General features: G+C 66.6%; 26 protein-coding genes and 1 pseudogene. All 27 read right to left on the minus strand.

Features of this window, described 5'->3' with window-relative positions; genetic code table 11:
* Position 1: 1 nt before the first annotated feature.
* Positions 2–421, minus strand: a complete 420-nt coding sequence (gene fliO / locus ACZK4Z_RS10150; RefSeq protein ID WP_125895418.1) for a flagellar biosynthetic protein FliO — start codon at positions 419–421, stop codon at positions 2–4.
* The gene (fliN, locus tag ACZK4Z_RS10155) at positions 418–753 is read right to left on the minus strand and encodes a flagellar motor switch protein FliN (protein ID WP_012510967.1); all 336 of its coding nucleotides are present in this window, start codon (positions 751–753) and stop codon (positions 418–420) included. The genes fliO and fliN overlap by 4 nt, the downstream gene beginning before the upstream one ends.
* Positions 750–1,754, minus strand: coding sequence for a flagellar motor switch protein FliM (gene fliM, locus ACZK4Z_RS10160; protein ID WP_032129211.1), 1,005 nt, complete (start codon positions 1,752–1,754; stop codon positions 750–752). Before fliM ends, fliN begins: the two co-directional genes overlap by 4 nt.
* Before the next feature lie 10 nt (positions 1,755–1,764).
* Positions 1,765–2,280 (minus strand): flagellar basal body-associated FliL family protein, encoded by a 516-nt coding sequence (locus tag ACZK4Z_RS10165; protein WP_049421892.1) that lies wholly within the window; start codon positions 2,278–2,280, stop codon positions 1,765–1,767.
* 192 nt (positions 2,281–2,472) lie between these two features.
* Positions 2,473–3,609 (minus strand): flagellar hook-length control protein FliK, encoded by a 1,137-nt coding sequence (locus ACZK4Z_RS10170; RefSeq protein WP_125895417.1) that lies wholly within the window; start codon positions 3,607–3,609, stop codon positions 2,473–2,475.
* The gene (gene fliJ / locus ACZK4Z_RS10175; protein ID WP_005416437.1) at positions 3,609–4,076 is read right to left on the minus strand and encodes a flagellar export protein FliJ; all 468 of its coding nucleotides are present in this window, start codon (positions 4,074–4,076) and stop codon (positions 3,609–3,611) included. Before fliJ ends, ACZK4Z_RS10170 begins: the two co-directional genes overlap by 1 nt.
* 3 nt (positions 4,077–4,079) lie before the next feature.
* Complete coding sequence (locus tag ACZK4Z_RS10180) at positions 4,080–5,465, minus strand: FliI/YscN family ATPase (protein WP_005413257.1); 1,386 nt, start codon at positions 5,463–5,465, stop codon at positions 4,080–4,082.
* Positions 5,462–6,103 (minus strand): FliH/SctL family protein, encoded by a 642-nt coding sequence (locus ACZK4Z_RS10185; protein WP_032129206.1) that lies wholly within the window; start codon positions 6,101–6,103, stop codon positions 5,462–5,464. Before ACZK4Z_RS10185 ends, ACZK4Z_RS10180 begins: the two co-directional genes overlap by 4 nt.
* On the minus strand, positions 6,100–7,086 hold the full coding sequence (gene fliG / locus ACZK4Z_RS10190) for a flagellar motor switch protein FliG (protein WP_024958226.1): 987 nt from the start codon (positions 7,084–7,086) through the stop codon (positions 6,100–6,102). Before fliG ends, ACZK4Z_RS10185 begins: the two co-directional genes overlap by 4 nt.
* Before the next feature lie 7 nt (positions 7,087–7,093).
* Positions 7,094–8,740: a flagellar basal-body MS-ring/collar protein FliF gene (gene fliF / locus ACZK4Z_RS10195; protein WP_125895416.1), complete on the minus strand. Its 1,647-nt coding sequence runs from the start codon at positions 8,738–8,740 to the stop codon at positions 7,094–7,096.
* A gap of 12 nt (positions 8,741–8,752) precedes the next feature.
* Entirely contained in the window at positions 8,753–9,118 is a 366-nt protein-coding gene (fliE, locus tag ACZK4Z_RS10200) for a flagellar hook-basal body complex protein FliE (protein WP_005409552.1), read from the minus strand.
* A 387-nt stretch (positions 9,119–9,505) separates the two neighbouring features.
* Complete coding sequence (locus tag ACZK4Z_RS10205; RefSeq protein ID WP_125895717.1) at positions 9,506–9,922, minus strand: hypothetical protein; 417 nt, start codon at positions 9,920–9,922, stop codon at positions 9,506–9,508.
* 186 nt (positions 9,923–10,108) lie between these two features.
* A complete protein-coding gene (locus ACZK4Z_RS10210) occupies positions 10,109–11,614 on the minus strand; it encodes a sigma-54 dependent transcriptional regulator (protein ID WP_125895718.1) in 1,506 nt (501 codons plus the stop codon).
* Positions 11,611–11,988 carry a response regulator gene (locus ACZK4Z_RS10215; RefSeq protein ID WP_010485922.1) on the minus strand — a complete coding sequence of 126 codons (378 nt, stop codon included), beginning with the start codon at positions 11,986–11,988 and terminating at the stop codon, positions 11,611–11,613. The genes ACZK4Z_RS10210 and ACZK4Z_RS10215 overlap by 4 nt, the downstream gene beginning before the upstream one ends.
* 14 nt (positions 11,989–12,002) lie before the next feature.
* Positions 12,003–13,412 (minus strand): RNA polymerase factor sigma-54, encoded by a 1,410-nt coding sequence (gene rpoN / locus ACZK4Z_RS10220; RefSeq protein ID WP_125895719.1) that lies wholly within the window; start codon positions 13,410–13,412, stop codon positions 12,003–12,005.
* 407 nt (positions 13,413–13,819) lie between these two features.
* Positions 13,820–14,452: a response regulator gene (locus tag ACZK4Z_RS10225; RefSeq protein ID WP_032970105.1), complete on the minus strand. Its 633-nt coding sequence runs from the start codon at positions 14,450–14,452 to the stop codon at positions 13,820–13,822.
* Between the two features lie 91 nt (positions 14,453–14,543).
* Positions 14,544–15,122, minus strand: a complete 579-nt coding sequence (locus ACZK4Z_RS10230) for a PilZ domain-containing protein (protein ID WP_010485910.1) — start codon at positions 15,120–15,122, stop codon at positions 14,544–14,546.
* Complete coding sequence (locus ACZK4Z_RS10235; protein WP_125895720.1) at positions 15,119–15,409, minus strand: hypothetical protein; 291 nt, start codon at positions 15,407–15,409, stop codon at positions 15,119–15,121. Before ACZK4Z_RS10235 ends, ACZK4Z_RS10230 begins: the two co-directional genes overlap by 4 nt.
* A complete protein-coding gene (gene fliS, locus ACZK4Z_RS10240) occupies positions 15,406–15,825 on the minus strand; it encodes a flagellar export chaperone FliS (RefSeq protein ID WP_049398118.1) in 420 nt (139 codons plus the stop codon). The genes ACZK4Z_RS10235 and fliS overlap by 4 nt, the downstream gene beginning before the upstream one ends.
* Before the next feature lie 125 nt (positions 15,826–15,950).
* Positions 15,951–17,291 (minus strand): flagellar filament capping protein FliD, encoded by a 1,341-nt coding sequence (fliD, locus tag ACZK4Z_RS10245; protein WP_049421909.1) that lies wholly within the window; start codon positions 17,289–17,291, stop codon positions 15,951–15,953.
* Positions 17,292–17,474: 183 nt separating this feature from the next.
* Positions 17,475–18,992: a flagellin N-terminal helical domain-containing protein gene (locus ACZK4Z_RS10250; protein ID WP_106467965.1), complete on the minus strand. Its 1,518-nt coding sequence runs from the start codon at positions 18,990–18,992 to the stop codon at positions 17,475–17,477.
* Between the two features lie 222 nt (positions 18,993–19,214).
* Complete coding sequence (locus ACZK4Z_RS10255) at positions 19,215–19,997, minus strand: flagellin (protein WP_312022980.1); 783 nt, start codon at positions 19,995–19,997, stop codon at positions 19,215–19,217.
* 33 nt (positions 19,998–20,030) lie between these two features.
* Positions 20,031–20,762: pseudogene (locus ACZK4Z_RS10260) on the minus strand (flagellin N-terminal helical domain-containing protein); the annotation flags it as partial.
* An 86-nt stretch (positions 20,763–20,848) separates the two neighbouring features.
* Entirely contained in the window at positions 20,849–22,057 is a 1,209-nt protein-coding gene (gene flgL, locus ACZK4Z_RS10265) for a flagellar hook-associated protein FlgL (RefSeq protein WP_049398114.1), read from the minus strand.
* A complete protein-coding gene (flgK, locus tag ACZK4Z_RS10270; RefSeq protein ID WP_125895722.1) occupies positions 22,054–23,934 on the minus strand; it encodes a flagellar hook-associated protein FlgK in 1,881 nt (626 codons plus the stop codon). Before flgK ends, flgL begins: the two co-directional genes overlap by 4 nt.
* Positions 23,935–23,942: 8 nt before the next feature.
* Positions 23,943–25,142, minus strand: a complete 1,200-nt coding sequence (gene flgJ, locus ACZK4Z_RS10275) for a flagellar assembly peptidoglycan hydrolase FlgJ (protein ID WP_125895723.1) — start codon at positions 25,140–25,142, stop codon at positions 23,943–23,945.
* Between the two features lies 1 nt (position 25,143).
* On the minus strand, positions 25,144–26,280 hold the full coding sequence (locus ACZK4Z_RS10280) for a flagellar basal body P-ring protein FlgI (protein ID WP_049421917.1): 1,137 nt from the start codon (positions 26,278–26,280) through the stop codon (positions 25,144–25,146).
* Position 26,281 lies beyond the last annotated feature (1 nt).

Here is a 26,281-nt window from a genome sequence, read left to right on the forward strand (position 1 = left end):
GTCAGGGATCCTTGCGCAGCCGCTGCTGCAGCAGCTGGGCGAAATTCGGCAGGTTCTTGAAGTCCGGCACGCGCACCGGCGCGGGCGCCGGCAGCGGTTCGGGCAGGGTGTGCAGGGTGTTGATACCGCCGGCGGTGACGCCCAGCAGCAGCTGCTGGCCGTTGACCTCGACCACCACCACGCGCTCCTTGGCACCGACACTCAGGCTGGCCACCACCTTCATGCCGTCGGCCGGGCGGAAGCCGCTGCCGGGCAGGCGCTTTAGCAGCCAGCCGAGGCCGATGACCAGCGCCAGCACGGCCAGCAGCGCCAGCACCGCACCGAACAGGCTCGGTGCGGCGGCCGCGTGCTGGCCGACCTGCGGACCGATCGGTGCGGCGGTCTTGCCGACCGCCAACAGGGTGGAGGCCAGCAGGCTCAACGCAGTCTCCGGATCCGCTCGCTCGGGCTGACCACGTCGGTCAGGCGCACGCCGAAGCGGTCGTTGATCACCACCACCTCGCCGTGGGCGATCAGGGTGCCGTTGACGAACACGTCCAGCGACTCGCCGGCACCGCGTTCCAGTTCCACCACCGAGCCCTGGTTGAGCTGCAGCAGATTGCGGATCGGCAGGCGGGCACGACCGACTTCCAGCGACAGGGTCACCGGCACGTCGAGGATCACGTCCAGGTTGAGGTCGGCGCCGGCCCCTTCTTCGGCCTGCAGGGTGCCGAACTGGGCCGGGGTCGGTTCGAGGGCGTCGATATCGTTCATTGCGGGTCTTCCTGGATGACGGGTGCGCGCGGGCGGGTGCCCGGCGGATGGGTAGCGGTGATCTTCACGGCGTTCATGCCGTTGGCGATGCCGAACTCGCCGGTGAACACCGGGATGTTCTCCACGCACAGCGGCACCTGCGGGCTGAGCTCGATCGGCAGGATGTCGCCGACCTTCAGCTGGGTCAGGTCACGCAGGGTCATGCGCTTGCTGGCCAGTACGCTGGACAGGGTCACCTCGGCGATGTTGAGCTGTTCGCGCAGGGTCTGGCCCCAGCTTTCGTCGCGATCATTGCGGTCGCTCTGGATGCCAGCGTCGAGCAGCTCGCGGATCGGTTCCAGCATCGAATACGGCAGGGTCACATGGATGTCGCCGCCACCGCCGTCGAGCTCGACGTGCAGCCGGCACACCACCACGTACTCGCGCGGCGTCACGATGTTGGCGAAGTGCGGGTTGATCTCCGAGTTGATGTACTCGAAGTCGACATCCATCACCGGTGCCCAGGCCTCGCGCAGGTCGGCGAAGGTCTGCTTCAGCAGCAGGTGGATCACCCGCATTTCGGTGGCGGTGAACTCGCGGCCTTCAATGCGGGTCGGGTAGCGCCCGTCGCCGCCAAAGAAGTTGTCGACGATGGCGAACACCAGGGTCGGTTCGAACACGATCAGGCCGGTACCGCGCAGCGGCTTGAAGCGGATCAGGTTCAGGTTGGTCGGCACATACAGCGAGTGCATGTAGTCGTTGAACTTGATCAGCTCGATGCCGCGCACCGACAGTTCGGCCGAACGGCGGATCAGGTTGAACAGGCCGATCCGCCACAGGCGCGCGAAGCGCTCATGGACCATTTCCAGGGTCGGCATGCGACCGCGGATGATGCGGTCCTGGCTGGCGAAGTCGTACGAACGTGCTTCGCCTGACGGCGGTTCCGCATCGGTCTCGACCGCGCCACTGTCCACGCCGTGGAGCAGGGCATCGATCTCGTCCTGGGACAGCAGATCATTCATCTGTGGGCCCTTACTGGGTCACGAAGCTGGTGAACAGCAGATCGTCGGCGCCGTTGCTGCCGGTCTCGGCCTTGAGCACTTTCTGCACTTCGGCCAGCGAAGCGGCCTGCAGCTTCTGCTTGCCGGCGATGTCGGCGATCTGGTCGGGGCTGACCTGCGAGAACAGCATCAGCAGGCGTGCGCGAATGGCTGGCGCATGCGTCTTGATCGCTTCCAGTGCAGCGGGATCGCGGGTCATCAGCTGCACTTCCAGCTGCAGGTAGCGCGGGCCGTCGACCGGGCCGTTGAGATTGACCACGAAGGCCGGGTCCAGCGCGAAGTACTGCGCCGGTGCCGGAGTACTGGCCTTCTTCGGGGCCTGCGCGGTCTTCTCTTCGTGCTTGGACTGGGTGAAGAACCAGACGCCGCCACCGGCGGCAGCGGCGGCGAGCACGGCCACCAGTGCGGTGATCAGGATCGGACTACGCGGCTTGGCGGCCTTGTCCTTCTCGGCGGTCTTCTTGGTTTTGTCAGCGGCTGCGGCCACGGGGTGAAGCTCCTGAGGGTTGCTTCACCGGGATATGCAAGGGGTGTGCCGGAGCCGGGGCAGAGGGGTGCGACGGAATTCCGTCGGGGTGCCGGTGGGGCCGTGCGGCGCACGCTCCGCACCCACCAACGCGATACTGGTAGGTGCCAACCGTCCCGCTCTGGTGGGTGCCAACCTTGGTTGGCACGTCTGTCAGGCGTACGCGTCCAGCAACCCGCGCTGGCGGATCAACTGCGCGGACGACACGCTGGCCTCGCCCGGCGACGGTTCTCCGTCACCCGCGATGCCGCCGCCACTGGCCTGGCCTGACGCATTGCCGTCACCACCGGGCGCCTGATGACCAACATCAGCATGAGCCAGCTGGAAGCCCTGCTCGCCGAGGAGTTCGCGCAGGCGCGGCAGGCTGCTTTCCAGTGCCTGGCGCACATCCACGTGTGGGCTGCTGAAGCTGGCATGCACCTTGTCGCCGTTCAACTGCAGGCGCACATCGACCGGGCCCATGTCGTCCGGACTCAACCGGATGTGGGCGTGGCCGATCTTCTGGTCGGCCAGCCAGCCCAGGCGCGCGCCGACGGCCTGGTCGAAACCATCGTCACCGAGCACCGGCTTCGGCGTCGGCTCGCCATTGAAGATGGCATTGCCGGTGGCCAGCGCGGCTTTCAGATCCTGCACGGCCGCATTGCTTGGCGCATGCAGCAGCGGCGCTGCGGCACGGTCGCCGATGAAGGTTGCGTCGCTGTCTTCGCCACGTTCGTTGCGCTTGCCGGGCAGCACCAGTTCAGGCAACGGCAGCGTGGCTGTCTGGTCGGTGCCGCTGCTGGTGGTGGACGATGTGGCAGCCGCCGCTGTGGATGGCAGGGCTGCGGCGGCCGGCAGTGCGGCGGGGGCGGGTAGTGCGTTGCCGTCTACGTCGGTAGCCGTTGCGGCCACTGTTGGCAGAGCGGCGGCAGGATCGGCAGGCGCGGGTACCGCCAGCACCAGCCCGGCCAGGCCGAGTGGCGGCCAAGGGGCTTCCTCGGTCGCCGCCGGGGTGTCCTTTTCGGCAACCGGCTTGGCCGGTGCTGTGGGCACCGTGGCGGCGGTCTCTTCGGGGACGGCAGTGCTGTCCGGCCTGCGCTCGGCGCCGGCCTGGCCAGTGCTGTCCGATGCCGGTCCCTGCGTGGACGGCATAGGCGAGTTCGAGGGTTTCGAGGGTGCATCGGCAGCCGGCGAGCCACCGTGCAGCAGTTGGCTGAACTCCTTGTTGCCATCACCGCGTGGCGCGCGGGGTGCGCTGCTGCCGGAATGCTGTGGCTGCGCGTTGGCGCTGCTGGCCAATGGCGCGGGCATCACGAGCGGCCCCCCTGCTCGGCGCCGTCCTGATCTTCGGCCTGCACCAGGCGGGCGCGACGCGCGCCAATGTCGTCCATCTCGCGCTGGTCGCGGCGGTCCGTCACTACCTTTTCCTGTGCGCGGTAGCTGGCGGCCAGCTGTTCCAGCACGGCCTTGTCACGGCTGGCCAGGATCAGGCGGGCGCGCTCGGCTTCCACCTTTTCGCGGTTGCCGTTGACCGTGGCCTGCTGCTGCTCCACCGCACTGTCGAGACGGTCGAGGAAGGCGCGCCGGTTCAGCAGCTGCGCCGGGCTGGTCGCCGCCATCTGCGCGTTCGCGTATTCCTCGGCATAGCGGCGCAGTTCGTCCAGTCGCGATAGATGGGTATCGAGCACGCGCTGGCGTTCGGCCAGATCGCGGGCGACTGCGTCCTCGTGTTCCTGGGCCCGCTTGAGCAGGGGATCGATGCGCTTGGACTGGTTCATGGCTTAACTCTCTTGTTCCACCAGGCGCTGCAGTGCCGCCTGGCTGTGCGGGAGATCTGCGGCCTTGGCGACGTCCTGGCCGAGGAACTCCATGATTTCCGGCCAGCGTTCCAGGGCTTCGTCGGTGGCCGCGTCGTTGCCGCGCTGGTAGGCACCGATGGCGATCAGGTCACGGTTGGCCGAGTAGGCCGAGACCAGCCGCTTCAGCTTGCGGATGCGCAGGCGCCACGGTTCGTCGGCGATTTCCGTGACCACGCGGCTGACCGACGATTCAACGTCGATGGCCGGGTACAGGCCACTGTCGGCCACGCGCCGCGACAGCAGGATGTGGCCGTCGAGGATCGCGCGCGCTGCATCGGCGATTGGATCCTGCGGATCGTCGCCTTCGGTCAGCACCGTGTAGAACGCGGTGATCGAGCCACGGCCCTTGGCACCATTGCCGGCACGCTCGACCAGCGCCGGCAGCTTGGCAAACACCGACGGTGGGTAGCCTCGGGTGGTCGGTGGTTCGCCGACCGACAGGCCGATCTCGCGCTGCGCCTGGGCGAAGCGGGTCAGCGAGTCCATCAGCAACAGCACGTTCAGGCCCTGGTCGCGGAACCATTCGGCGATGGCGGTAGCGCGATAGGCACCATGCAGGCGCGCCAGCGGCGGCCGGTCGGCGGGACTGGCCACCACCACGGCGCGGCGCAGGCCTTCCTCGCCCAGCGTGGTCTCGACGAAGTCGCGTACTTCGCGGCCACGTTCACCGATCAGGCCGACCACGATCACGTCGGCGGCGGTGTAGCGGGTCATCATGCCCAGCAGCGTCGACTTGCCGACGCCGGAACCGGCGAACAGGCCGACACGCTGGCCGCGGCCGATCGGCAGCAGCGCGTTGATCGCGCGCACGCCCACGTCCAGCGGCTGGGTGATCGGCTCACGCGCCAACGGATTGATCGACACGCCGGCCATGCCGACGTGGCCTTCGGCGCGGATCGGGCCCTTGCCGTCCAGCGGCACGCCGTCGCTGTCGATGACGCGGCCGAGCAGGCCTTCGCCCACTTCCACGCCGCCGCGGCGCGCGGACGGCACCACCCGTGCGTTGGGCAGCAGGCCGTGCAGTTCGGCGCTGGGCATCAGGTAGGTGCGCTCGCCGGCGAAGCCGACCACTTCGGCATCGACCCAGCCACCATCGACCACTTCCACCTTGCAGCTTGCGCCCAGCGGTGCCTCGCAGCCGACCGCTTCCAGGGTGAGCCCGACTGCGCGGCGCAGCACGCCCTCGCGGATCAGGCCGCGGCCATGGGCGGTATCCACGCGCAGGCCGTCGAGCCGACGGGCCAGACGCAGGTTGCGGGCCATGGCCCAGTCGGCCGGTGGCGGCGTCGGCTGCGGATCGGGGTTCATGCATTGGCTCCGGTCTGGCGGATCACCGCGTCCAGCGCGCCGCGCAGGCGGGCTTCCAGGGTGCCGTCGATGCGCACGGCTTCAGCGTGCACGCGAAGATCGCCGCGGCTCAGGCTGGTGTCGGGCACCAGGCGCTGTTGTGGCGGCAGGCTCAACAACGGGGCGAGGGCAGCGATGTCGTCCGGGTGCAGTCGCACTTCGACCTCGCGGGTGCTGCCACCCACTGCGTCGATGGCTTCACCGACCAGCTGTGCAAGCAGTGCCGGGTCAGCTTCATAGGCGCGACCGACCAACGCACCAGCGATGCGTACCGCCAGCTCGCCCAGTGCGCCGACCACTTCGTTCTCCAGCCGCACCAGCGGTCGGCTGAAGTTGTCCAGGATGCCTTCGATCTGCGCGGCGAGACGACGCACCTCCGCCTGGCCCTGACCGTAGCCTTCGGTATGGCCGTGCTGGAAGCCTTCCTTCTCTGCGCTGTCCTGGATGGCCTGGATTTCCTCCAGGGTCGGCAGCTGCAGCGGCGGCTCCGGCTCGTGTTCCGGGTCCGGCTCGGTGAGTTCGAACGCATCCGCCTGATCCAGCACCGGTTCGGGCTGGGCCAGCAGGTCCGGGGCAAGCCAGCGCACGACGTTGCTCACAGCATGGCCTCCGCGCTGCCACCGATGGTGACGGTGCCTTCATCGGCCATGCGCTTGACGATGGCCAGGATCTCGCGCTGCGCGCCTTCCACGTCGGACAGGCGCACCGGGCCACGGGCTTCCATGTCTTCCAGCAGGATTTCCGCCGCGCGCTGCGACATGTTGCGGGTGATCTTGTCGCGCACCTTGATGTCGGCACCGCGCAGGGCCAGGCCCAGGCGCTCGCCGCTCACTTCGCGCAGCACCAGCTGCATTTCGCGGTCGTCCAGGTCTACCAGGTCGTCGAACACGAACATCAGGTCCTGGATGCGGTTGCTCAACGGCGCATCGATGCGGGCGATCTCGCCCAGGATCGCCTGGTCCTGGCCGCTGTCCATGAAGTTCAGGATGTTGGCCGCGCACTGCACGCCGCCGATGTTGGACGACTTCAGGTTCTGGTTGCCGGCGAACTGGCGCTCCATGATCTCGTTGAGTTCATTGAGCGCGTTCGGCGGAATGCCATCGAGCGTGGCGATGCGCAGCAGCACGTCCACGCGGGTACGGTCGGGCAGCAGCTTCAGCGCGTCGGCGGCCTGGTCGGTTTCCAGGTGCGCCATCACGATGGCGATGATCTGCGGGTGCTCGTTGCGCACCAGGTCGGCCACAGCACGCGGGTCCATCCACTTCAGCGCGTCCAGGCCGGTGGTGTTGCGGCCGAGCAGGATGCGGTCGATCAGGTTGCCGGCCTTCTCGCTGCCCAGTGCCTGCACCAGCATGTTGCGGATGTAATCGTCCGAGCCCACGCCCAGCGAGGTCTTCGAGCCCAGCTCCTGGCCGAACTGGTCCATCACCCGTTCCACCTGTTCGCGGGTGATGTCGGTCATGGTGGCCATGGCGATGCCGATTTTCTGCACTTCCTTGGGTTCCATGTGACGCAGCACTTCGGCCGCATCCAGCTCACCCAGCGAAAGCAGCAGTACGGCGGCGCGCTGCACGCCAGTCAGTGCGGCCTCAGTCATTGGCCACCCAGCCCTTGACCACCTGGGCCACGCGCTTGGAGTCGGTCTTCACGGCTTCACGCGCCATCCGCAGTCGTTCCTCATATGAATCCACCGGCAGGGCCAATGCATCCGGCCCGCCCAGGCTGGCCCGGTCGGCGCCCAGCGCCGGCAGCGGCATGCCATCGTCATCGACCAGCTGCACGTCCGCGGTATGCGGCTCCAGTGCCAGCTGGTCGTTCTTCTTGTTCTGGCCGGTGATCGCGCGCAGTGCAGGGCGCAGCACACCGAACAGCAACGCCAGCACCACCACGGCACCCAGCAGCATGCGGCCGGCGTCGTGCACCCACGGCAGCTCCCACCATGCCGGGCCTTCGACCGGCGTGGTGTCACGCACGAACGGGGCGTTCATCACCGACACGGTGTCGCCACGCTCGGCCTTGAAGCCGACGGCCTGCTTGACCAGCGCCTCGACGCGGGTCAGCTCGGCCGCCGACAGCGGCTGCGGCGCGACTTTGCCGTTGGCACCGGCGCGCGGCACGTTGTCCACCAGCACCGCCACCGAGACGCGCTTGATGCGGCCGGCCGGCTGACGGGTGTGCTGCAGGGTGCGGTCCAGCTCGTAGTTGCGGGTCGCGTTCTTGCTGCTTTCGGTCGGAGTCTGTGCGGTTGCCGGTGCGGCCTGCTGGCCCGGCGGGCTGTTGCTGGTCGCGCCCGGCACGCCCTGCGGGCCCGGGGTGCTGGTGGTGTTCTCGCTCATCTGCTCGCTGCGCAGCTTCTGCGGTTCACCGTTGTAGAGCTCACGGGCTTCCTCGGTTACCGAGAAGTCCATGTCCACGCTCACTTCCGGATTGACGCGGCCAGGACCGGTCATCGGCTCCAGCAGCTCGCGGATGCGCTGGTTGAACGAGGTTTCCTGGCGGCGGACCTGCTCGAACTGGGCCGCATTGACTGCCGCTTCGCTGTTCGGGTCGGTGATGCTGAGCATGCGCCCGCTCTGGTCGACCACCGTCACCCGTTCCGGAGCGAGGTCCGGAATGCTGGCCGCGACCATGTGCACGATGGCGTCGACCTGGCTGCGTTCCAGCTGCTGGCCGCCACGCAGTTCCAGGGTGACCGAGGCGCTGGCCACGTCACGCTGCCGGGTGAAGGCGCTGGGTTTGGGAATGGCCAGGTGCACGCGCGAATCGCGCACCGGGCGCAGCGTGTTGATGGTGCGCGACAGCTCGGTTTCCAACGCATGCTGGTAGCGCGCGCTTTCCACGAACTGGCTGACGCCGAAGCCCGGGTCGCGTTCCATCAGCTCGAAGCCGAGCTTGCCGCTGTCGGTCAGGCCGGAGCCGGCCAGCTTCAGGCGGGCGTCGTGCAGGTTCTTTTCCGGCACGGTGATGCCACCGGTGGCCGGGTCGAGCGCGAACGGGATCTGCGCGGCGCGCAGCAGGTCGGTCGCTTCAGCGGTGGCCTTCTGGTCCAGGCCGGTATACAGCGGGACCATGCCGGGCTTCTGCGACCAGAAGAACACGGACAGCCCGGCCGCTACGGCCACGGCGATCATCGCCATCAGTCCGAGCCGACGGGTGATCTGCAGGCTTTGCAGCCGATCGAACCACTGGCCCGCCTTTTCGGCGTTCAGGGATTCCTTGGAGAGCGACAGGGCCATGCGGTTCTATCCTTACAGCGGCATGTTCATCACGTCCTGGTAGGCCTGGACGAGACGGTTGCGGACTTCCACGGTGGCGCGGAAGGCGATCTGGGACTGCTGCGAGGCGACCATGACCTTGGCGAGGTCGGCGCTGGGGTCGCCCATTTCGAAGGCTTTTGCCAGGGCGCCGGATTTCTGTTGCGCGTCGTTGACGCCGGCAATCGCACCACGCAGGGTTTCGGTGAAGCTGGCCGGCTGGGCCTGCGGTGCATCCAGCACCGTGCCCGGCAGGGCGTTGCTGCGCGGCGTTTCGCCCAGCGGGTTGAGCGCCGGCTGTCCCATCTGGGTCTGATAGGAGCGGATCTGCGAAAGGATCGACGTGACGGAGTGGGACATCTGCAACGGTTCCAGAAACAGGGGATGGGGTTGTCTGCTGGAGCAGGTGCAAGTGCCGTGCCGAAACCGGTTTTCGATTCAGTGAAGTGAGGGTTTTGGGTGTGCTGGCAGGGCTGCGCCCTGCACCCGCCGAATCAACGTCAACGTCAACGGCGGGCTATCCGTGGGGGGCGGGGTGGGTCCGGTTGCGGGGGACGCTGCAAGTACGTCCATGTAAGCTCGGTCGCCGCATCCATGCGGCTCACGCCCCCGCAACCGGACCCACCCCGCCTTCGACAGAATTCCGCGATCTGTTGGAACCTGCTGCTGATGGTGGGTGCCGACCGTTGGTCGGCACGGGCTCTTACCCCATTGAAGGCGCCATTTAACCGGCGTCGGTTTTCTGGCCTATGGCTGCAGGGTCCAGCGGCCGGAATTCTGGCGCTGGCGGGGTGCGATGGGGCCGTCGTGCTGGGTGTAGATGAAGCGGCCCTGGTGGTCGGTCTGGCAGGTCAGCAGCAGGGTGTAGTGGGTAGGGCCGGCCGGGTGGGCTTCGGTCATCTGGATTTCCGCGATATGGGGGGCCAGGTGCTGATAGCGGTAGCTGCCGCCGATGCGGAGGTCGGTGCCGAGGATGTCCAGCACATACTGGTTGCCGGCGAAGCTGACCTGCACCATGCGTCCGGCATTGGGGTTGTCCGGTGCGTACAGCGGGTCGCTGAGGTTGGTGAACTGGCGCTGGTCCAGCGTGGTGGGCAGGGTGCAGTCGGCGGCGCTGGCCAGGGGCGGGCAGAGCAAGGCGGCGAGCAGAGTGAGGCGATGCATGGTGGGACCTCGTTGGGATGTCCTTGCCATGCTCCGCACTGCGGCGGTGATGTCTTTAGGAAAACGTGCAAATGCAATGGGGTCAGATCTCTTTCCGCAGGAAAAGGGATCTGACCCCAGGTACTGGAAACACCAACGCCCGGGCAAGCCCAGGCGTTCGTGCCCCCTTCATGCTGGTCGCGAGGTTCAGCCGGCCAGTTCGGCCTGCTCGCGTTCGATGCCGTACTTGCGCAGCTTTTCCACCAGGGTGGTGCGGCGCAGGCCGAGCAGCTGGGCGGCGTGGGCGACGACGCCCTGGGTGCGCTCCAGTGCTTCGTTGATCAGGCCCAGTTCGATGTTGGCCATGTGGTTGCGCAGGTCCATGCCTTCATCGGGCAGCGCCGCCGGTGCTGCGGCGCGATTGACGGCAATGCTGTGCTCCAGCGCCGGTTGGCTGCCGCCGCCCGGGGTGTGGAACGAGAAGCTGCGCAGGTCGAGGCGTTCTTCGCTGGCCGTCGGCTGTACCGGTGCCGGTGCGGCCACCGCTGCCAGTGCAGCGTCGCCACGGTAGCGGGCCGGCAGGTCCTGAACGCGCACCGAGCCGCCCGGGTGCAGCACCGCCAGGCGCTCGACCAGGTTGGTCAGTTCGCGCACGTTGCCGGGCCACTCGTAGCCGGCCAGGGCCTGCAGGGCTTCCGGGGTGAAGCGCACTTCGCCACGGCCGGTGCGGGCCAGCTGTGCGGCGATGGTTTCCACCAGCGCCGGCAGGTCTTCGCGACGCTCGCGCAGGGCGGGCACGTCGATCGGGAACACGTTGAGGCGGTAGAACAGGTCCTCGCGGAACTTGCCTTCGGCGATGCGGGTTTCCAGGTCGCGATGGGTCGCGGCCACAACGCGTACGTTGCAGCGGATGGTCTGGTTACCACCGACACGCTCGAAACTGCGTTCCTGCAGCACGCGCAGCAGCTTCACCTGCATCGGCAGGCTCATGTCGCCGATTTCGTCGAGCAGCAGGGTACCGCCTTCGGCCATTTCGAAACGGCCCTTGCGCGCGGTCAGTGCGCCGGTGAAGGCACCCTTTTCGTGGCCGAACAGTTCGCTTTCCAGCAGGTCGGCCGGAATGGCGCCGCAGTTGATCGCCACGAACGGGCCGTCGCGGCGCGGCGAGCGCTGATGGATTGCGCGCGACACGACTTCCTTGCCGGTACCGGATTCGCCCAGCACGAGCACGGTGGTGTCGAATGCGGCCACCTGTTCGATCATCGTGCGCAACGCAGTCACTGCCGGACCGTTGCCGGTCGGGCCCTGGTCCTGGGCGGCGCCGGCCTGGTGCTCGGCGTCCAGGCGCTTGAGGCTGGCGCGGCGCAGCAGGGCTTCCATCTGCGCATGGCGCAGCGGCGTTTCCAGCGGCCAGATGTTGGCTTCGTGCAGGCCGTGCTGATGGGCAAAGGCTGCGGCATCACCGTCGGCCAGCAGTACCGGCGGCGGCAGGCTGCTGCCGCCCAGCCAGTTGTACAGCGCGGTGCTGGCAGCGGTGTCGTCCAGGCTGCCGACGATCACGGCCATCCAGTCGTTCTGGCGCTGGCGACCCAGGTCGAAGTCGGCCGCGTCGGAAACCCAGCGCGGGTTGAAATCCATGAATTCCAGCAGGGCAACGGTGCGCTCTGCGCGCACGGCGTCGTTGTCCAGCACCAGGATGCGCGATTCGCTCACGATCGATCCTCCCTGAGGCCTTCCAGGATCGGCATGACTTCCTGGATGTAGGACAGCTTGCTGACAAAATTGTCGGCGCCAGCGCGTAGCGCGTGTTCGCGGTGCTCGGCGTCGTCGAAGTGGCTGGCGATCACGATGTACGGTGCATCGTCCTGCGACTTGATCAGGCGGGTGGCCTGCAGGCCGCCCATTTCCGGCATCGCCAGGTCCATCAGCACCACCTGCGGGCGCAGCGTTTCCGAGCGCTCGATCGCTTCCAGGCCGTTGCCGGCGCTGCCGACGATCTGCAGCCAGTCGATCTTGCGGAAATGGCGCATCGCCGCGTTGATGAAGCCCTCGTGGTCATCGACCAGCAGGACCGTGAGCTTGTTCATGTCCAACATCCTTTTCAGCCCACCCGGGCCAGCTGCGGTTGCCTGGCGCCAAGCCGGCGCCGTTCACGGGCCGGGGCGATGTCCAGTTGTTCTCGGTATTTTGCGACGGTTCGGCGGGCAATGTTCACCCCCTGGCGCGACAGCAGGCCGGCGATGGCCTCGTCGGCCAGCGGGCGGCCGGCCGGTTCGGCGTCGATCAGGCGGCGGACCATGGCCTTCACGGCCTGCCCGGAGACGCTGGCGCCTTCCAGGCGCACGGCGAAGAAGTGCTTCAGTTCGAAGGTGCCGCGCGGGGTCTGCAGGAACTTGCCGGTGGTGATGCGCGAGACGGTGGACTCGTGCATGCCGATTTCCTCGGCCACTTCCTTCAACGTCAGCGGCGCCATGGCCTCCTCGCCACGCACCAGGAACGCGGCCTGGCGTTCGACGATCACCCGCGCGGTGCGCAGCAGGGTGTCGTAGCGCATCGACAGGCCGCGGCTGAACCAGCGCGCTTCCTGCAGCATTTCGCGCAGTGCCGGTGCGGCCTCGCTGGTCTCGGCCAGGGCCTGTTCGTACTGGCTGTTGATCGAGACGCGGCGGCTGGTCGCCGGATTCAGCGCCACCTTCCACTTGTCGTCGGCGTGCCAGGCGACCACGTCCGGCACCACCACGGCATTGCGTTCGGGCAGCAGGCTGTCACCCGGGCGCGGCTGCAGCGAGAGGATCAGGCGCACCGCCTCGCGCACGTCGTCGATCTCGGCATCGTGCTGGCGAGCGAGGGCGGGGTAGTCGTGCGCGGCCAGCGCGTCGAGCGCGCCATCGAGAATGCGTGCCGCCAGGTGGCGGGCGGGGACTACGCCGTGCAGGCTGCGCAGCTGGGCCTGCAGGCCTTCGCGCAGGTCCTGTGCGGCCATGCCGGCCGGCTCGCCATGCAGCAGCTGCTGACGGATGGCTTCCACGCCGTCGGCGGCGATGTCGAACTGGGCGCTGGCCAGCAGCTGCAGCTGGTCCAGCGGTGCCTGCAGGTAGCCTGCCTCATCGCAATGGTCCAGCCAGAAGGCGGCCACGGCCAGCTCGCGGTCATCCATGTCCAGCGACAGGCGCTGCAGCACGCGCAGCTGCGGGTCGCTCGATTCGCCGGCGGCGATGCGCGCCATGCGGTCGTCGTCGCCGTCCTGCCAGCTGGCGCCGGCCACGTCCCACATCGACGACTCGGGCAGCTCGTCGAACGCAGCGGTTTCCAGCGTGGTGGCGCCGGCCTCGGTGGCTTCGGCGGTGGGTGCTTCAGCCTCTTCGATCTCCAGCAGCGGGTTGGAGTCCAGCAGGCGCTGGATTTCCTGTTCCAGGTGCAGGCCATCAAGCTGCAGCAGCCGGATCGACTGCAGCAACTGCGGGGTGAGGTGAAGTTGTTGGCCCAGCTGGGCCGAGAGTGCAGCCTTCATCGTGGTTCCCCGGCACCGCTCCCCGGCGCCTTGTGGAACGCATCTTGCTTTTGATCCGGCGGGGGCGGAATCAGGGGGTTCCTGAGGGGCTTCGTGAATGTCCTGACAGGGTGTAGGGGTATTCCCTACATTGTCGCGGAATGTTGACGATGATCGCCGCTAAGTTGCTGATTTCCGGTGTGGGTCCCGGATTGATCGGGCTGCGCCGTGTACGGATTCCTGTCAGGGCGTGTCGGGGTGACGGGAATTCGTCGTCAGTGAAGAGGGCGGGCGTGGGTTGGTAGAGTCGACTGCCAGTCGACTGCTCTCCGGTCAGACAACGGAAAACGCCCGCGCTTCGCGCGCAAGTCGACTGGCAGTCGACTCCACCCGGCATTTTCCCGACGCCCACGCACGGTGGGGTCGGATCACTCCAGCTCGTGCTGGTGGCGCGCGGCCAGCAGCAGCAGATCGTTGGCGCGGCGACAGCCCAGCGACTCCATCATGCGTGCGCGGTGGGTTTCCACTGTCTTGACGCTGATGCCGAGGTCGGCGGCGATTTCCTTGTTGCTTTCGCCCTTGCCGATGCGGCGCAGGATCTCGCGCTGGCGCGGCGACAGTGCGGCGATGCCGGTGGGTTTCTCGCGACCGAGCATCGGTGCCAGCATCTTGGCGGAGATCTGCGGGCTCAGGAACACCTGGCCGGCGTGCGCGGCACGCAGCGCCAGTTCAAGCTCCTGCGGTGCGGCATCCTTGACCAGGAACCCGACCGCACCGCGATCGAGTGCATCGCGCACGTGTGCGGCGTCGTCGTGCATGGTCATCATCACCACCCGCGTGCCGGGGGCGCGCAGGCGGATGTCGCTGAGGGCTTCCAGGCCGGTGCGGCCGGGCAGTGACAGGTCCATCAGGATCACGTCCGGGGCGTGCTGCAGGGCCAGCTGCAGTGCCTGCTCGGCATTGCTGGCCTCGGCGACGAGCTGCACGTCGGCAAACCCCTGCAGCAGCCGCGCCAGGCCGGCGCGGACCAGGGTGTGATCGTCGACGATGAGAACTCGCACAGGCACGTTGGAGGTCCGTGAGGGGAGTCCACCTTAACTTAGCTGAACGGGCGCGCCAAGGGTTGCCCATCCGGCGTCATGGTGGCAGGTTTCAGCGGGCGCGGCGTGCTTCGGCCACCTGGCGGCGATGCAGGCGGAACAGATGCCGCTCCATTGCCATCTCCAGGCCATCGCCAAGACGCTGGAAACGCAGCCACAGGTAATGACCACCGCCACCGTCCGCCGCTTCGGCGATCACTTCCACGGGAAGGTCGATATGGTCAGGCAGCCAGTCGCTGGGCTGCAGACGCACCAGGCCGGCCTGGCCGGGGCTGGCGCCGCTGCGCGGCCCCAGCTGCAGGCGTATGCCGCGGCGTGACCAGCGCACAGGGCGCAGCGTCAGTTCCTGGCCCTGTTGGCGTACCAGACGGCCGAGCAGCACCATCGCCAGATCCAGCTTGGCTTCCAGCCGCTGCAACTGCAGGCTGGACTCATTGCGGTCGTCGTGCTCGTCAACGCGGCTGTCCTCGACCAGGGCCAGGCTGCGCAGCAGACCTTCGGCACTGCTGGTGCGACCGGCGGCGCTGCCTGCCTGGAACTCGGCCGGCAAGGCCAGCTCGCAGCTGAGCGTTTCGTCGAACAGCTCGCTTTCGGCGGGGTGGTGCAGCGACGTGGTCGGCAGTTGGGTCATGCGAGTGATTCTGCCTGCAGGTAGGCATGCGCCGCGCGAAGGGAGCGGCCGGTGTGCTTCAGGTGAGCTGCGGCTTCATCGCGGAGGGAGATCATGCGCGCCAGTACGCGTTGCTGGTGGTCGCGCAACGCGAGGATGGCGGCATCACTGGGGCGCTCGACAACCAGCGACAGGGCAGCCACGGCTTCCAGGTGTTCGGCCATCAGCCGTTCGCTGGTGTCGTGGTCCTCGCCCTCGAGGCTGGTTTCCAGCGTATCAAGGGCGTCGTGCATAGTCTGAAGGTTCATGGCGCCACCGCTTTGGTGACCTGGCGCTGGTCTGCCGGAATCGCGTTCCAGGCCGAGTCGATCTCCACCATCAAGCCCAGGGCTTCCTTCAGTGCGGTCGGATCGTTGTGCAGGTTGCCCTCGGTCAGGCGCATGATGACGAAGTCGTACAGTGCCGACAGATTGCCGGCAATCTCGCCACCGGCTTCGTGATCGAGCGAGCCGTTGAGGTGGCCGACGATGGCGCAGGCTTCGCCGATGGCCTTGCCCTTGCGCGCCTGGTCATTCTGCTGCAAAGAGGCTTCAGCGGTGCGGATGCGCTCGCAGGCACCGGCCAGCAGCAGCGCTACCAACTTGTGTGGATCGGCATCGACGACCGAGGTGGTCACGCCGACTTTTCGGTACTGCTCGGCGAACTGCCGATTGGAACCGTACATAGGGGAAGTCTCCTGGAATGCCTGCCCATCCGCGTGGGTTGAGGGGTTCGGCACGGGTCTAACGGGTTATCGGCGCAGCCGGGGCTCTACTTGAGTACCGACTGCGCCGGAAAAATGCCTGGAAATCAGTTGCCGAGCTGCTGGATGAGCGAGCCGCCGGCCGATTGCATCTGCGTGACCATCTTTTCCATCGCGGTGAACTGCTTGGTGTAGCGGTCGGCCACCTTTTCCATGTTCTTGTCCAGCTCGTCCAGCTGCTTTTCCAGTGCCTTGATCTGCTTGTTCAAGGTCGCCGTACGCTGGGTGATCGTGCCGGTGGTCGCGTCCAGGCTGCTCTTGAGCAGTTCGGTCATCGGCTTGCCCAGCGCGCCCTCTGCACCGAACAGCTTGGTGGCGGCCTCCGGGTTCTTCGCCAGCGCGGTGTCGAGCTTGGCGCCATCAAGGCTCATGCTGCCGTCGGCGGCAATGGTGATGCCCAGATCCTTGAGGTCGTTGACGTTGGCACTCAGCTGGGCGCGCAGCTGCTGCTGCAGGCCACGGACCATGGCGTCACCGGTCATGGTCGAGGCCGTGCGCGTCTCAGCGTTGTAAGCGCTGGAATTCTTCAACGTGGTCTGGATGCCGTTGTAGGCGGTGATGAAGGCCGTGAGATTGGTCTTCAGCGTGCTGTTGTCCGGAGTGACGGTCAGCGTCTGCGTCTCGCCTTCCTTCGCCTTGGTCAGGGTGAGGCTGATGCCAGGTACCAGGTCGGTGATCGTGTTGGAGCTGCTGGTGCGGGTGAAACCATCCACCACCACCACTGCATCCTTGGCGGGCACCATCTCGGTCATCTTCGATGCGGATGTGCCGTCATAGGCCAGCTCGGAGAGTCCGCCATTGCCGCCACTGGCGCTGACCTTCAACGCGCCCTTGCTGCCGGAATCAACGGCGGTCAATACCAGGTGCATGCCATCGTCGGCGGTCACCACGGCTGCGGTGACGCCCTTGCTCTCGGCGGCGGAATTGATCTCGGCTGCGATCTTCTCCATCGTCGCGCCGGGTTCGATGTTCACGCTGATGGACTTGTCGCCGTATGCGATCGTCAGCGTTCCGTCGCCAACCACGGCGTCCTTTGTATACGCCTTGGAGCTGAGCTTCTGGTTCTGTGCCAGGGATTTGACTTCCACCTGGTGGCTGCCCGCAGCAGCCTTGCCGGCGGTCGTGCTGGTGTCCAGGGTCGCAGTGAAGTTCGACTCGGTTGGCGTGCTGACTTTCAGGCCGGGGGTGGCCACACCCTTGACCAGGGTCTTCAGCGCGCTCTGCAGACCTGTCATTCCGCTTTTGATGGTGCCAAGCGCCGAAAGCTTGGCGCTGGCGGCAACACCCGCCGAGTTGATCTGCTTTTCCCGGGGCTCGCGTTCCTTGGCGGTCAGCTGTGCAACCAGGCTGGGAATGTCGAGGCCGGAACCAATCGTGCCGATGGCCATGAGGGGAATCCTTTATCTTGGACGGGCCGGGCGGGTGTCCTGCACCTGCTATCGGCCTGGGAGGGGCGAGCTTGAGCGTGGAAACGCTCTCCAGCCTTCTGCAAGGCCCATGCCAATCCGCCACCGGGCACGAAGAAGGGGGCTTGCGCCCCCTTCCCGTTGTTGCCTTGTACTACCGCTGGATCAGCGCAGCAGGCTCAGCACGTTCTGGCTGGACTGGTTGGCCTGGGCAAGCATGGCGGTACCGGCCTGCTGCAGGATCTGGTTGCGGGTCAGCTCGGCGGTTTCCGAAGCGTAGTCCACGTCGCGGATGCGGCTGCGGGCAGCCGACATGTTTTCCGACGAGGTGTTCAGGTTCGCAACCACCGAGGTGAAGCGGTTCTGGATTGCACCCAGGTCGGCGCGGGCGGAGTTGATCGAGTTCAGGGCAGCGTCCATCGCCAGGATGGCGTTGTCGGCACCGTCCTTCGAGGAGATGTCCAGATCGGCAAAGCCTTCAGCGGCCTTGCCTGCCGTGAACTTGGCGGTGCCAGTGGCCAGGCCGGTAGCATCCTTCAGCTTGTCGGCGGTCAGGCTGCTCTTCACTTCGAAGTCGGCCTTCTCCGAGGTCAGCTGCAGCTTGCCTTCCACCAGCGAGGCGGTGACACCCGTCTCGTGGGTCTTCGCATTGATTGCGTTGACCAGTGCGGTGCTGCGCTCGCCTGCGGTCTTCGCACCGCCGACGGTAATGTCGACGAAGCCGGAGCCATCACTCTTGCTGATCTGAAGTTCGCCAGCGGCGACGCCGGTGGAGAAGTCGGCAGCCTTCGGCAGAACGGTCGCTGCAGCAACAGTCTTCGCTGCGGTGAGGTTGCCGCCCGTCATGCTAAAGCCGGCGCCAGCGTTCGAGATGACGCCAGAAGTGCCATCCATGGTCACACCAGAGGCGGCCAGAGTAGCGTTGCTATTGATCGCCGTGGCCATCTTCGAGATGAGGTCGGCAGCAGCAGCGGCATTGTCCGCGCCCGTTGCAGCAGCGACGGTGACGTTCACACCGTTCACATTCAGAGTGGACTCGGCATAGCTCGTAGCTGCCGTGAAATCACCCGCCGCGACGGTCGCCGCAGTTGCATTTGGGGTGCCTGCGGTTGCGCCACCCACCGGTACGGCGCCGGTTGCGGTCGCAGCTTTCGACGCGGTGGTCCAGTTACCCAGCTTGCTGATGTTGGCGTTGGCAACCTGCGAGATGTTGATCGTCTGGCCCTGGTTGGCGCCGATCTGGAAGGCCTGGTTGGTGAAGGTGCCGTCCAGCAGGTTGGTGCCGTTGAAGTTGGTCTGTTCGGCGACGCGCTGGATTTCCTGCTTCAGCAGCTGCACTTCGGCGTTCAGGGCCTGACGGTCGGAATCAGAGTTGGTTGCGCTGCGCGACTGCACGGCCAGCTCGCGGACGCGCTGCAGGTTGTTGCCGATCTCACCCAGTGCGCCTTCGGCGGTCTGGGCCAGCGAGATGCCGTCGTTGGCGTTGCGGGCGGCCTGGTTGGCGCCGCGGATCTGGGTGGTGAAACGCTCGGAGATCGCCAGGCCGGCAGCATCGTCCTTGGCGCTGTTGATGCGCATGCCCGAGGACAGGCGCTGAATGGTGGTGGCCAGGTTGGCGCCGCTGGTGCCCAGGTTGCGCTGGGCGTTCAGCGACATGGTGTTGGTGTTGATGACTTGTGCCATGGTGCGGTTTCCTTGTAGGCAGTGTGTCCGGCAGAGCAGCCTGACCGGTTTCGGGGGGCAGTGGCTGGCGTCCCCCCAAGGGGTGTGCTACCGCTGCTGAAATCAATAACGGCACTACCCCTCCGGCCTTTAGCGGAGTTTCGATCCTTTTTTCTCTGGTCAAACGAAAAGGCCCCGCCATCTGCATGGCGGGGCCCGGCTCCAGCTCGAGTGGTGCAGGTATTACGACTGCAGCAGGCGCAGTACGTTCTGCGGCACCTGGTTGGCCTGGGCCAGCATGGCCGTGCCGGCCTGCTGCAGGATCTGCCCGCGGGTCAGTTCGGCGGTTTCCTGTGCGTAGTCAACGTCGCGGATGCGGCTGCGTGCGGCGGACAGGTTCTCCGAATTGGTGTTCAGATTGGCGATGGTCGAGGTGAAGCGGTTCTGGATCGCGCCGAGGTCGGCGCGGGCCGAATTGACCGACTGCAGCGCCGCATCCATGGCGAGGATGGCGTTGTCGGCGTTGGCCTGGTTGGAGATATCCAGTTCTGCAAAGCCCGTCTGGGCCGTACCTGCGGTGAATGCCGTGCCATTGGTGGCGCTGCTGCCTGCCGTCAGGCCAGTGGCATTGGCCAGCGCGGTGGCGCTCAGCGAGCCACCAATGGTGAAGTTGCCTTCCTTGTTTTCCAGCTGCACCTTTCCGTCGATCAGCGATGCGGTGACGCCGGTTTCGTGGGTCTTGGCGTTGATGGCGTTCACCAGCAACGTATTGCGTTCCGAGGCGTTCTTTGCGGCGCCAACGTTGATGTCGACCACGCCACTGCCATCGGCCTTGGTCAGCGTCAGCTGGCCGGCAGTGATGGCGGGGAAATCAGCAGCAACTGCCGGCGTGCCGTTTTGATGGTTGGCGACAAAGGCGCCAGTGGCGAAGCCCTCACCGGTACCAGCGCCGGTGACGGTGATCGGCAGATCATTGCCGTCGGCGCGCGAGAACGCCAAGGTGCCGGCAGCGACGGTGCCACTCATGGTGATGCCGGCGGCGGCCAATGCATCGGACTTGCTGGCCAGTGCTGCGGTAATGTCAGCGGCGGTGACATTGGCGCCAGCAGCAGCGGTATGGATCGAAATGCCGCCTACTGAGAAGCTGAAAGCAGGAGCAGCGGCCGCGACATCATTGAAAATGCCGGAGGTACCCGAGGTCGTCGGAATCGCAGCCTCGGCGCCACCGGTCGCAGTCTTGCCGGCCACGCTTGCCGGGGTCGAGGCACTGGTCCAGTCGCCCAGCTTGTGCACATTCGCATTGGTGATCTGCGAGATGTTGATGGTCTGGCCCTGGTCGGCGCCGATCTGGAAGGCCTGGTTGGTGAAGCTGCCGTCCAGCAGGCTGGTGCCGTTGAAGTTGGTCTGCTCCGCAACGCGCTGGATTTCCTGCTTCAGCAGCTGCACTTCGGCGTTCAGCGCCTGGCGGTCCGAGGCGGAGTTGGTTGCGCTGCGGGCCTGAACGGCCAGTTCGCGGATGCGCTGCAGATTGTTGCCGACTTCGCCCAGTGCGCCTTCAGCGGTCTGTGCCAGCGAGATGCCGTCGTTGGCGTTGCGCGCGGCCTGGTTGATGCCACGGATCTGGGTGGTGAACCGCTCGGAGATCGCCAGACCGGCGGCGTCGTCCTTGGCACTGTTGATACGCATGCCCGAGGACAGGCGCTGGATCGAGGTGGCCAGCGAGCTGCTGCTGGTGGACAGGTTGCGCTGAGCGTTCAGCGACATGGTGTTGGTGTTGATGATCTGTGCCATGGTGCTTCTCCGTGGTTGCTCGGTTGTTTCGGTGTGGAAGGCGCGGGACGCGCCGTGCTGGAAGACGGATGGAACGAGGAAAGGGACTAGCGGATCTTGTTGAACAGGGACATCGCCTGCATCTGGCTGAAGATCGTCTGGGCGGCTTGAAGGGCGGCGGTCTCCAGCTTGTATTGGCCGATGGCATCGGCGTAATCGAGGTCGCGCATCGTCGAGAGTGTGCTCTTGACGGTGACGGCTGTGGCTTCGCGGGCGCTGGCCGCGGTATCGATGGCGGCCAGCTGGGCGCCGCCCTTGGCGCGGGCGTCGATCATCGTTTCCGAGGCCCTGTTGAGGTCGCGGATGCTGGACTGCAGCGTGTTCTGCAGCGCCGTGCGCTGGCTTTCGGTGGACGGGTCGGTTTCCAGTGCGGCGACCAGTTTGTCCAGGGTGGAGAAGATGTCGCGGCTACCCGCGTCGCTGACGTTGAACTGATCACCGGCGGCTGGCTTGCCCTCGATGCGCATGCGCACGCCGCCAACGACAATGTCCTCGCCGGGTTTGTGGGTTCCGCTGCCGACCACCGTTCCGGTGCCATCAACCACCTCATAGGCACCTTCGGCAGTGCCGGTGAAGCGGACATTGAGCGTGCCGCCGGCCCAGCTGCCGCTGCCGTCACGGCTGACCGAGGTCAACAGGCCACTGCCGGTGTTGCCGGCGGCCGCGCTGGCATCCACACGGCCATCGCCGGTGGGGATGCGCATGAAGATCTCGCTGCCGGGCAGGGCGTCGGAGACCAGTTGGCCCGGTGCCACCTCCACCTGCCGCTGGTTCTGGTCACCGCTGTAGGTCACGGTGCCGCCGCTTCGCTGGAATGGGGCGTCAGCGTCGTTGCTGCCACCGAACAGGTAGCGTCCGCTGCCATCCCTGGAATTGGCCAGCGACAGCAGGCTTTCCTGGATGGTCTTCAGCTCGCTGACGATGGCCTTGAGGTCACTGGCCTTGGGCACCGGGCTGTTGGCCTGGATACTCAACTCCACGGCGCGCGACATGAGCTCATTGACCTGAGCCAAGGCGTTTTCCTGCAGGCCCAGGCGGTTCTGCACGCTGTTGGCGTTCTTGCCGAGCTGCTCGAGCCCGGCCACGACACGGTCCAGGCCAACGGCCGTACCTGCAGCGACCGGGTCGTCCTTGGCGGAGGTGATCTTGCTGCCAGTCGCGATCTGCTGCTCGAGGTGGCTGATTTTCGACTGCTTGGCGAGCATCAGCGACACGGACTGGTTGAACATCATCCCGGTGGAAATTCGGCTGCTCATCGACGGACGGCTCCCAGGATGGTCTGGAACATGTTGTCGGCGGTGGAGATCAGCTGTGAGGCGGCCTGATAGGCCTGCTGCAACCGCAGCATGTCGGCTGCTTCCTCATCCAGGTTGACGCCGGAGATCTCGTCGCGGGCTGCCTGCGCCTTGTCCGTGATGACCTGCTGCGCGTCCAGCGAGTACTCGGCCGAACGTGCCGCCGCGCCGACCTGCGTGGTCAACCCCCCCAGCGCACCGTTGAGGGTGACGGTGCCGCCGTTGAACGCCTTGGCGTCCTCGACCTTGGCCAGCTTTGCCGCGTTGCTGTTGTCCGACGAGCCTGCCGGAGTAGGGCTGATATTGAAGGTGTCGCCGACCTTCGGTGCGCCGTCCAGCACGAAGCTCCAGCCATTGGCGCTGATGGTCTGGCCCGGCGTGTAGGTCTGCGGCGGCCCACCGTTGATGGTGTAGGTGGTCGCCGACGTGAACACGATTGCGGCTGGGTCGCGCAGGTTCGGATTGGATACGTCGTTGACGGTGACGCCGGTCAGCTTCCCGGTGCCGGTGTTGGCCAGTGCAGCCGTACCCTTGACCGCTGCCGCTGCGGCGATGCGGGAGGGATCGGTGATGGCGGTTTCCAGGCTTCCGGCGACGCCCGCGGTCGGCTGCAGGAGGAAACGGTCGTTGGTGGCCGGGGTGCCGCCGACCACCAGCCTGACGCCATTGATCACCAGCGGATCGGCGGCGGTGCCGGTACCGGTCAACGCAACGGTGGCGCCAGTGTCGGCGCGGGTGGCCTGCCACTGGGTGCCGTCGAACTTGAGGACGATGTTCTGTGCCTCCAGCTTGGAGAGGTCACCGTAGGTCGCAGTGAGGCTGCCGGTACCGGTATTGGTCGCGTTGGGCGTGACGCGTGGGTTGCCGATGGTGAAGAAGTCGCCGCCCATCTTGCCGTACAGGTCCACGCCCTGGTGGTGCGCCTGGTTGAAGCTCTCGGCCAGGCCGACGGCGAGCTTGCCCAGTTCGGCCTGGGCCGGTGTCAGCACGGTATCGCGGAACTCGAGCATGCCGCCGATCTTTCCGCCCACTGCCTTGGGATCGAGCGTGATCGTGTTGCCCTGGGTTTCCAGCGCCAGTTGCAGGCGTTCGGGCTGGTATGGATCGGTCACCGTAGTGACCTTGGACGCGGTCGTGCCCACCACCAGCGCATTGCCGCCTGCGGTATAGACGTTCATCACGCCGCCATCCTGGACGACGGCAGTGCCACCGGTGTAACCGATCAGCTGCGAGATCAGCTGGTCGCGACGGTCGAGCAGGTCCGGCGCCGCGTTGGCCACGTTGCTGCCAATGGCGCCGTTGATCTGCGCAATCTCCTGCGCCAGGCGATTGACTTCCGTGGCGCCGGCAATGAGCCCGTTGTTGACCTCGCTGCTCAGGTTGTTCATCTGCGTGTTGAGCTGCACGAAGCGGCTCGCCAGGGCCTTGCCGCCATCGAGCAGGCTCTGCCGGTCGGCCGTGCCGGCCGCGTTGGACGAAAGGCCACTGACGGCGTCGAAGAAGTTGGACCAGGAGCCGGCGACATTCGTGGCCGGGTCCGAGAACAGGGCATTCACCCGGTCGGCCATGCCCGAAAGCTGCTTCAGGCGTGCCAGCTCGCCGCTGCTGTCGAGCAGGCGCGAGATGGCCAGCTGGTCGGCAGCACGGCGGATATCGGTGATGCGGGTGCCGCTGCCAACGTCCCCAAAGCCGTAGTTCTGCGGATCAGACGTGGCGAAGTCGACCTTCTGCCGGCTGTAGCCAGGGGTGTTGATGTTGGCGACGTTGTGGCTGGTGGTCGCCAACGCACGCTGGAAGGCGAGCAGGGCACCAGTACCGGTGGAAAGTACGCTGGACATGGGGTTCCTCAACGACGAGTGATACCCAGCGCCGCGGTTGCGGTGCTGGCGAAGGTCTGGCCAAGGCGTGAGCCGGCATCGGCGACGGCGCTGACGGCGCGCTCGATGGTCGGGCCGCCGGCGATCGCGGCGATCTTGGCCGCGTAACGCGGATCGGTGGCATAGCCGGCGCGCTGCAGGCCGCGGGCGAAGCCCTGCACGTCGGTGCCGGCCTGCAGGGCCTGCTGGTAACGCGGGCTGGTCTTCAGCAGACGCACGTAGTCGGCGAAGCTTTCGGCCGGCGAACTGTAGGCACGGAAGCTGGCGGTCTCGTTGCGGCGCACGCCATCGACATATTCATGGGTGCCGGCTACGGCGCGCTGGCCGTTCCAGCCATTGGCCTTGATGCCGAACAGGTTGTGCGAAGTGCTGCCATCGGCGTGCTTGATGTGGCGCTTGCCCCAGCCGGTTTCCAGCGCGGCCTGGGCGACCAGGGCGCGGGCATCCACGCCCAGTTCCTTGGCTGCACTCTGCGCGTGCTGCCAGATGCTGGCAACGAAGCCTTCCGGGGTGTGCTCGCCCAGCTGGGCGACGGCGGTGCGGGTAGCCATCGCATCGGCCGGGCTGATGGCGGTGCCGCGGTTGCTGGCGGTGGCCGACCAATGGTCGCCGTTGGCGGCCCAGTCCTCGCCCTGCAGGCTGCCGATGTACGGATCCTCGGTGCCCAACGAGCGGTGCATGCTGCTGCTCTCGCGGCCGGCGATCAGGTCCAGGGCTTGTTCCATCGGTGCGACTGCCGCCTGCGCACCGTGCTGTGCACCGGCGGCCATCTGCTGCAGCAGGCGCACGGCCTGACTGCCGTCTTCCAGCGGTAGCGACGGTGCCGGCTTGGCCGGTGCATTGAGCTGGTAGGCACGACTGGCCTTGGCCGGGTCCACGCGGGTATCCAGCGCAGGGCCGTCGGCGGCCTGGCCGGACAGCTGCCGGCTGATCATGCCCGACAGGCCCAGGCCCTTGCCGCGGGTCATCGCCTCGGCAATCTTCTGGTCGTACATCTCGCGGAACATCTTGTTTTCGCCGGGGAACAGCGAATCGCCGAAGCTGGCGTCACGCATGCTCTTGACCAGCATCTGCGCGAACTGGCCTTCCAGCTGGCGCGCGACCTTGTCGATCTTGGCCGGATCGTTCTGTTGCGCCGGGTGCAGATCGAATGCGGGATTAATACGCATATCAGATCACCTCGAGCTCGGCACTCAATGCGCCGGCCTGCTTCAGGGCTTCCAGGATCGCGATGAGATCGCCCGGTGCTGCGCCCACGGCGTTCACCGCGTGCACGATCTCGTCCAGGGTGGTGCCGCCGCTGAACTTGAACATGCGGCTGCCGTCGTTGGTGGCAGTGATGGTCGACTGCGGGCTGGCCACGGTGCGGCCGCCGGACAGCGCATTGGGCTGGCTGACGTTGGTGTTTTCCTGGATGGTCACGGTCAGCGAACCATGCGAGATCGCCGCAGGTCCCACGCGCACCTGTTGGCCGATGACCACGGTGCCGGTACGCGAATTGACCACCACCTTGGCCGGGGCGCTGCCGGGGGTCAGTTCCAGGTTCTCGATTCGCGCCAGCAGGCCGATGCGTGCGCCCGGATCGGTCGGCGCGGTAACCGCTACGGTCACGCCGTCGACCGCACGCGCGGCACCTTCGCCGAAGGCGTTGTTGAGCGCGGCAACCATGCGCGAGACCGTGGTGAAGTCGTTGTTGTGCAGGTTCAGGGTGATGTCGCCGCCGTTGGCCAACGGATCGGGCAGGGCACGTTCAACGGTGGCACCGTTGGGAATGCGGCCGACGCTGGGCACGTTCACCGAGACACGGGAACCATCCTTGCCCTGCGCACCAAAGCCGCCGACGATCAGGTTGCCCTGGGCGATGGCATAGATCTGGCCGTCAGCACCGCGCAGCGGCGCCATCAGCAGCGAACCGCCGCGCAGCGAGACCGCGTTGCCGATCGAGGACACGGTGATGTCGATCGGCTGGCCCGGCTTGGCGAACGGCGGCAGTTCGGCGTGGATCGCCACGGCGGCCACGTTCTTCAGCTGCGGGTTGACGTTCGGCGGCACGTTGACGCCCAGTTCGCCGAGCAGGTTCTTCAGGCTCTGCACGGTGAAGGGTGCCTGGCTGGTGCGGTCGCCGCTGCCATCCAGGCCGACCACCAGGCCATAACCCACCAGCGCATTGCCGCGCACGCCGCCGACCTGGGCCAGGTCCTTGATGCGCTCGGCGCTGGCAGGGGCAGCCACGACCAGCAGCATCAGCGCGACGAACGACGCCATGCGTCGCTGCCAGGAAGAAGAGGAGAAGAGTTTCATGGCCATA

Source organism: Stenotrophomonas sp. 71799_Sma (assembly GCF_056482505.1).

Coding starts and splice junctions, on each gene's coding strand:
- fliN (WP_012510967.1), bottom strand. CDS start 753: ATGAACGATATCGACGCCCTCGAACCGACCCCGGCCCAGTTCGGCACC.
- fliM (WP_032129211.1), bottom strand. CDS start 1,754: ATGAATGATCTGCTGTCCCAGGACGAGATCGATGCCCTGCTCCACGGC.
- ACZK4Z_RS10170 (WP_125895417.1), bottom strand. CDS start 3,609: ATGCCCGCGCCATTGGCCAGCAGCGCCAACGCGCAGCCACAGCATTCC.
- fliJ (WP_005416437.1), bottom strand. CDS start 4,076: ATGAACCAGTCCAAGCGCATCGATCCCCTGCTCAAGCGGGCCCAGGAA.
- ACZK4Z_RS10180 (WP_005413257.1), bottom strand. CDS start 5,465: ATGAACCCCGATCCGCAGCCGACGCCGCCACCGGCCGACTGGGCCATG.
- fliF (WP_125895416.1), bottom strand. CDS start 8,740: ATGGCCCTGTCGCTCTCCAAGGAATCCCTGAACGCCGAAAAGGCGGGC.
- fliE (WP_005409552.1), bottom strand. CDS start 9,118: ATGTCCCACTCCGTCACGTCGATCCTTTCGCAGATCCGCTCCTATCAG.
- ACZK4Z_RS10205 (WP_125895717.1), bottom strand. CDS start 9,922: ATGCATCGCCTCACTCTGCTCGCCGCCTTGCTCTGCCCGCCCCTGGCC.
- ACZK4Z_RS10215 (WP_010485922.1), bottom strand. CDS start 11,988: ATGAACAAGCTCACGGTCCTGCTGGTCGATGACCACGAGGGCTTCATC.
- rpoN (WP_125895719.1), bottom strand. CDS start 13,412: ATGAAGGCTGCACTCTCGGCCCAGCTGGGCCAACAACTTCACCTCACC.
- ACZK4Z_RS10230 (WP_010485910.1), bottom strand. CDS start 15,122: ATGACCCAACTGCCGACCACGTCGCTGCACCACCCCGCCGAAAGCGAG.
- ACZK4Z_RS10235 (WP_125895720.1), bottom strand. CDS start 15,409: ATGAACCTTCAGACTATGCACGACGCCCTTGATACGCTGGAAACCAGC.
- fliS (WP_049398118.1), bottom strand. CDS start 15,825: ATGTACGGTTCCAATCGGCAGTTCGCCGAGCAGTACCGAAAAGTCGGC.
- fliD (WP_049421909.1), bottom strand. CDS start 17,291: ATGGCCATCGGCACGATTGGTTCCGGCCTCGACATTCCCAGCCTGGTT.
- ACZK4Z_RS10250 (WP_106467965.1), bottom strand. CDS start 18,992: ATGGCACAAGTCATCAACACCAACACCATGTCGCTGAACGCCCAGCGC.
- ACZK4Z_RS10255 (WP_312022980.1), bottom strand. CDS start 19,997: ATGAGTGGCACCGTCGCTGCCGGCACCTTGGCGTTCTCGCGCGCCGAC.
- flgL (WP_049398114.1), bottom strand. CDS start 22,057: ATGAGCAGCCGAATTTCCACCGGGATGATGTTCAACCAGTCCGTGTCG.
- flgK (WP_125895722.1), bottom strand. CDS start 23,934: ATGTCCAGCGTACTTTCCACCGGTACTGGTGCCCTGCTCGCCTTCCAG.
- flgJ (WP_125895723.1), bottom strand. CDS start 25,142: ATGCGTATTAATCCCGCATTCGATCTGCACCCGGCGCAACAGAACGAT.
- ACZK4Z_RS10280 (WP_049421917.1), bottom strand. CDS start 26,280: ATGGCCATGAAACTCTTCTCCTCTTCTTCCTGGCAGCGACGCATGGCG.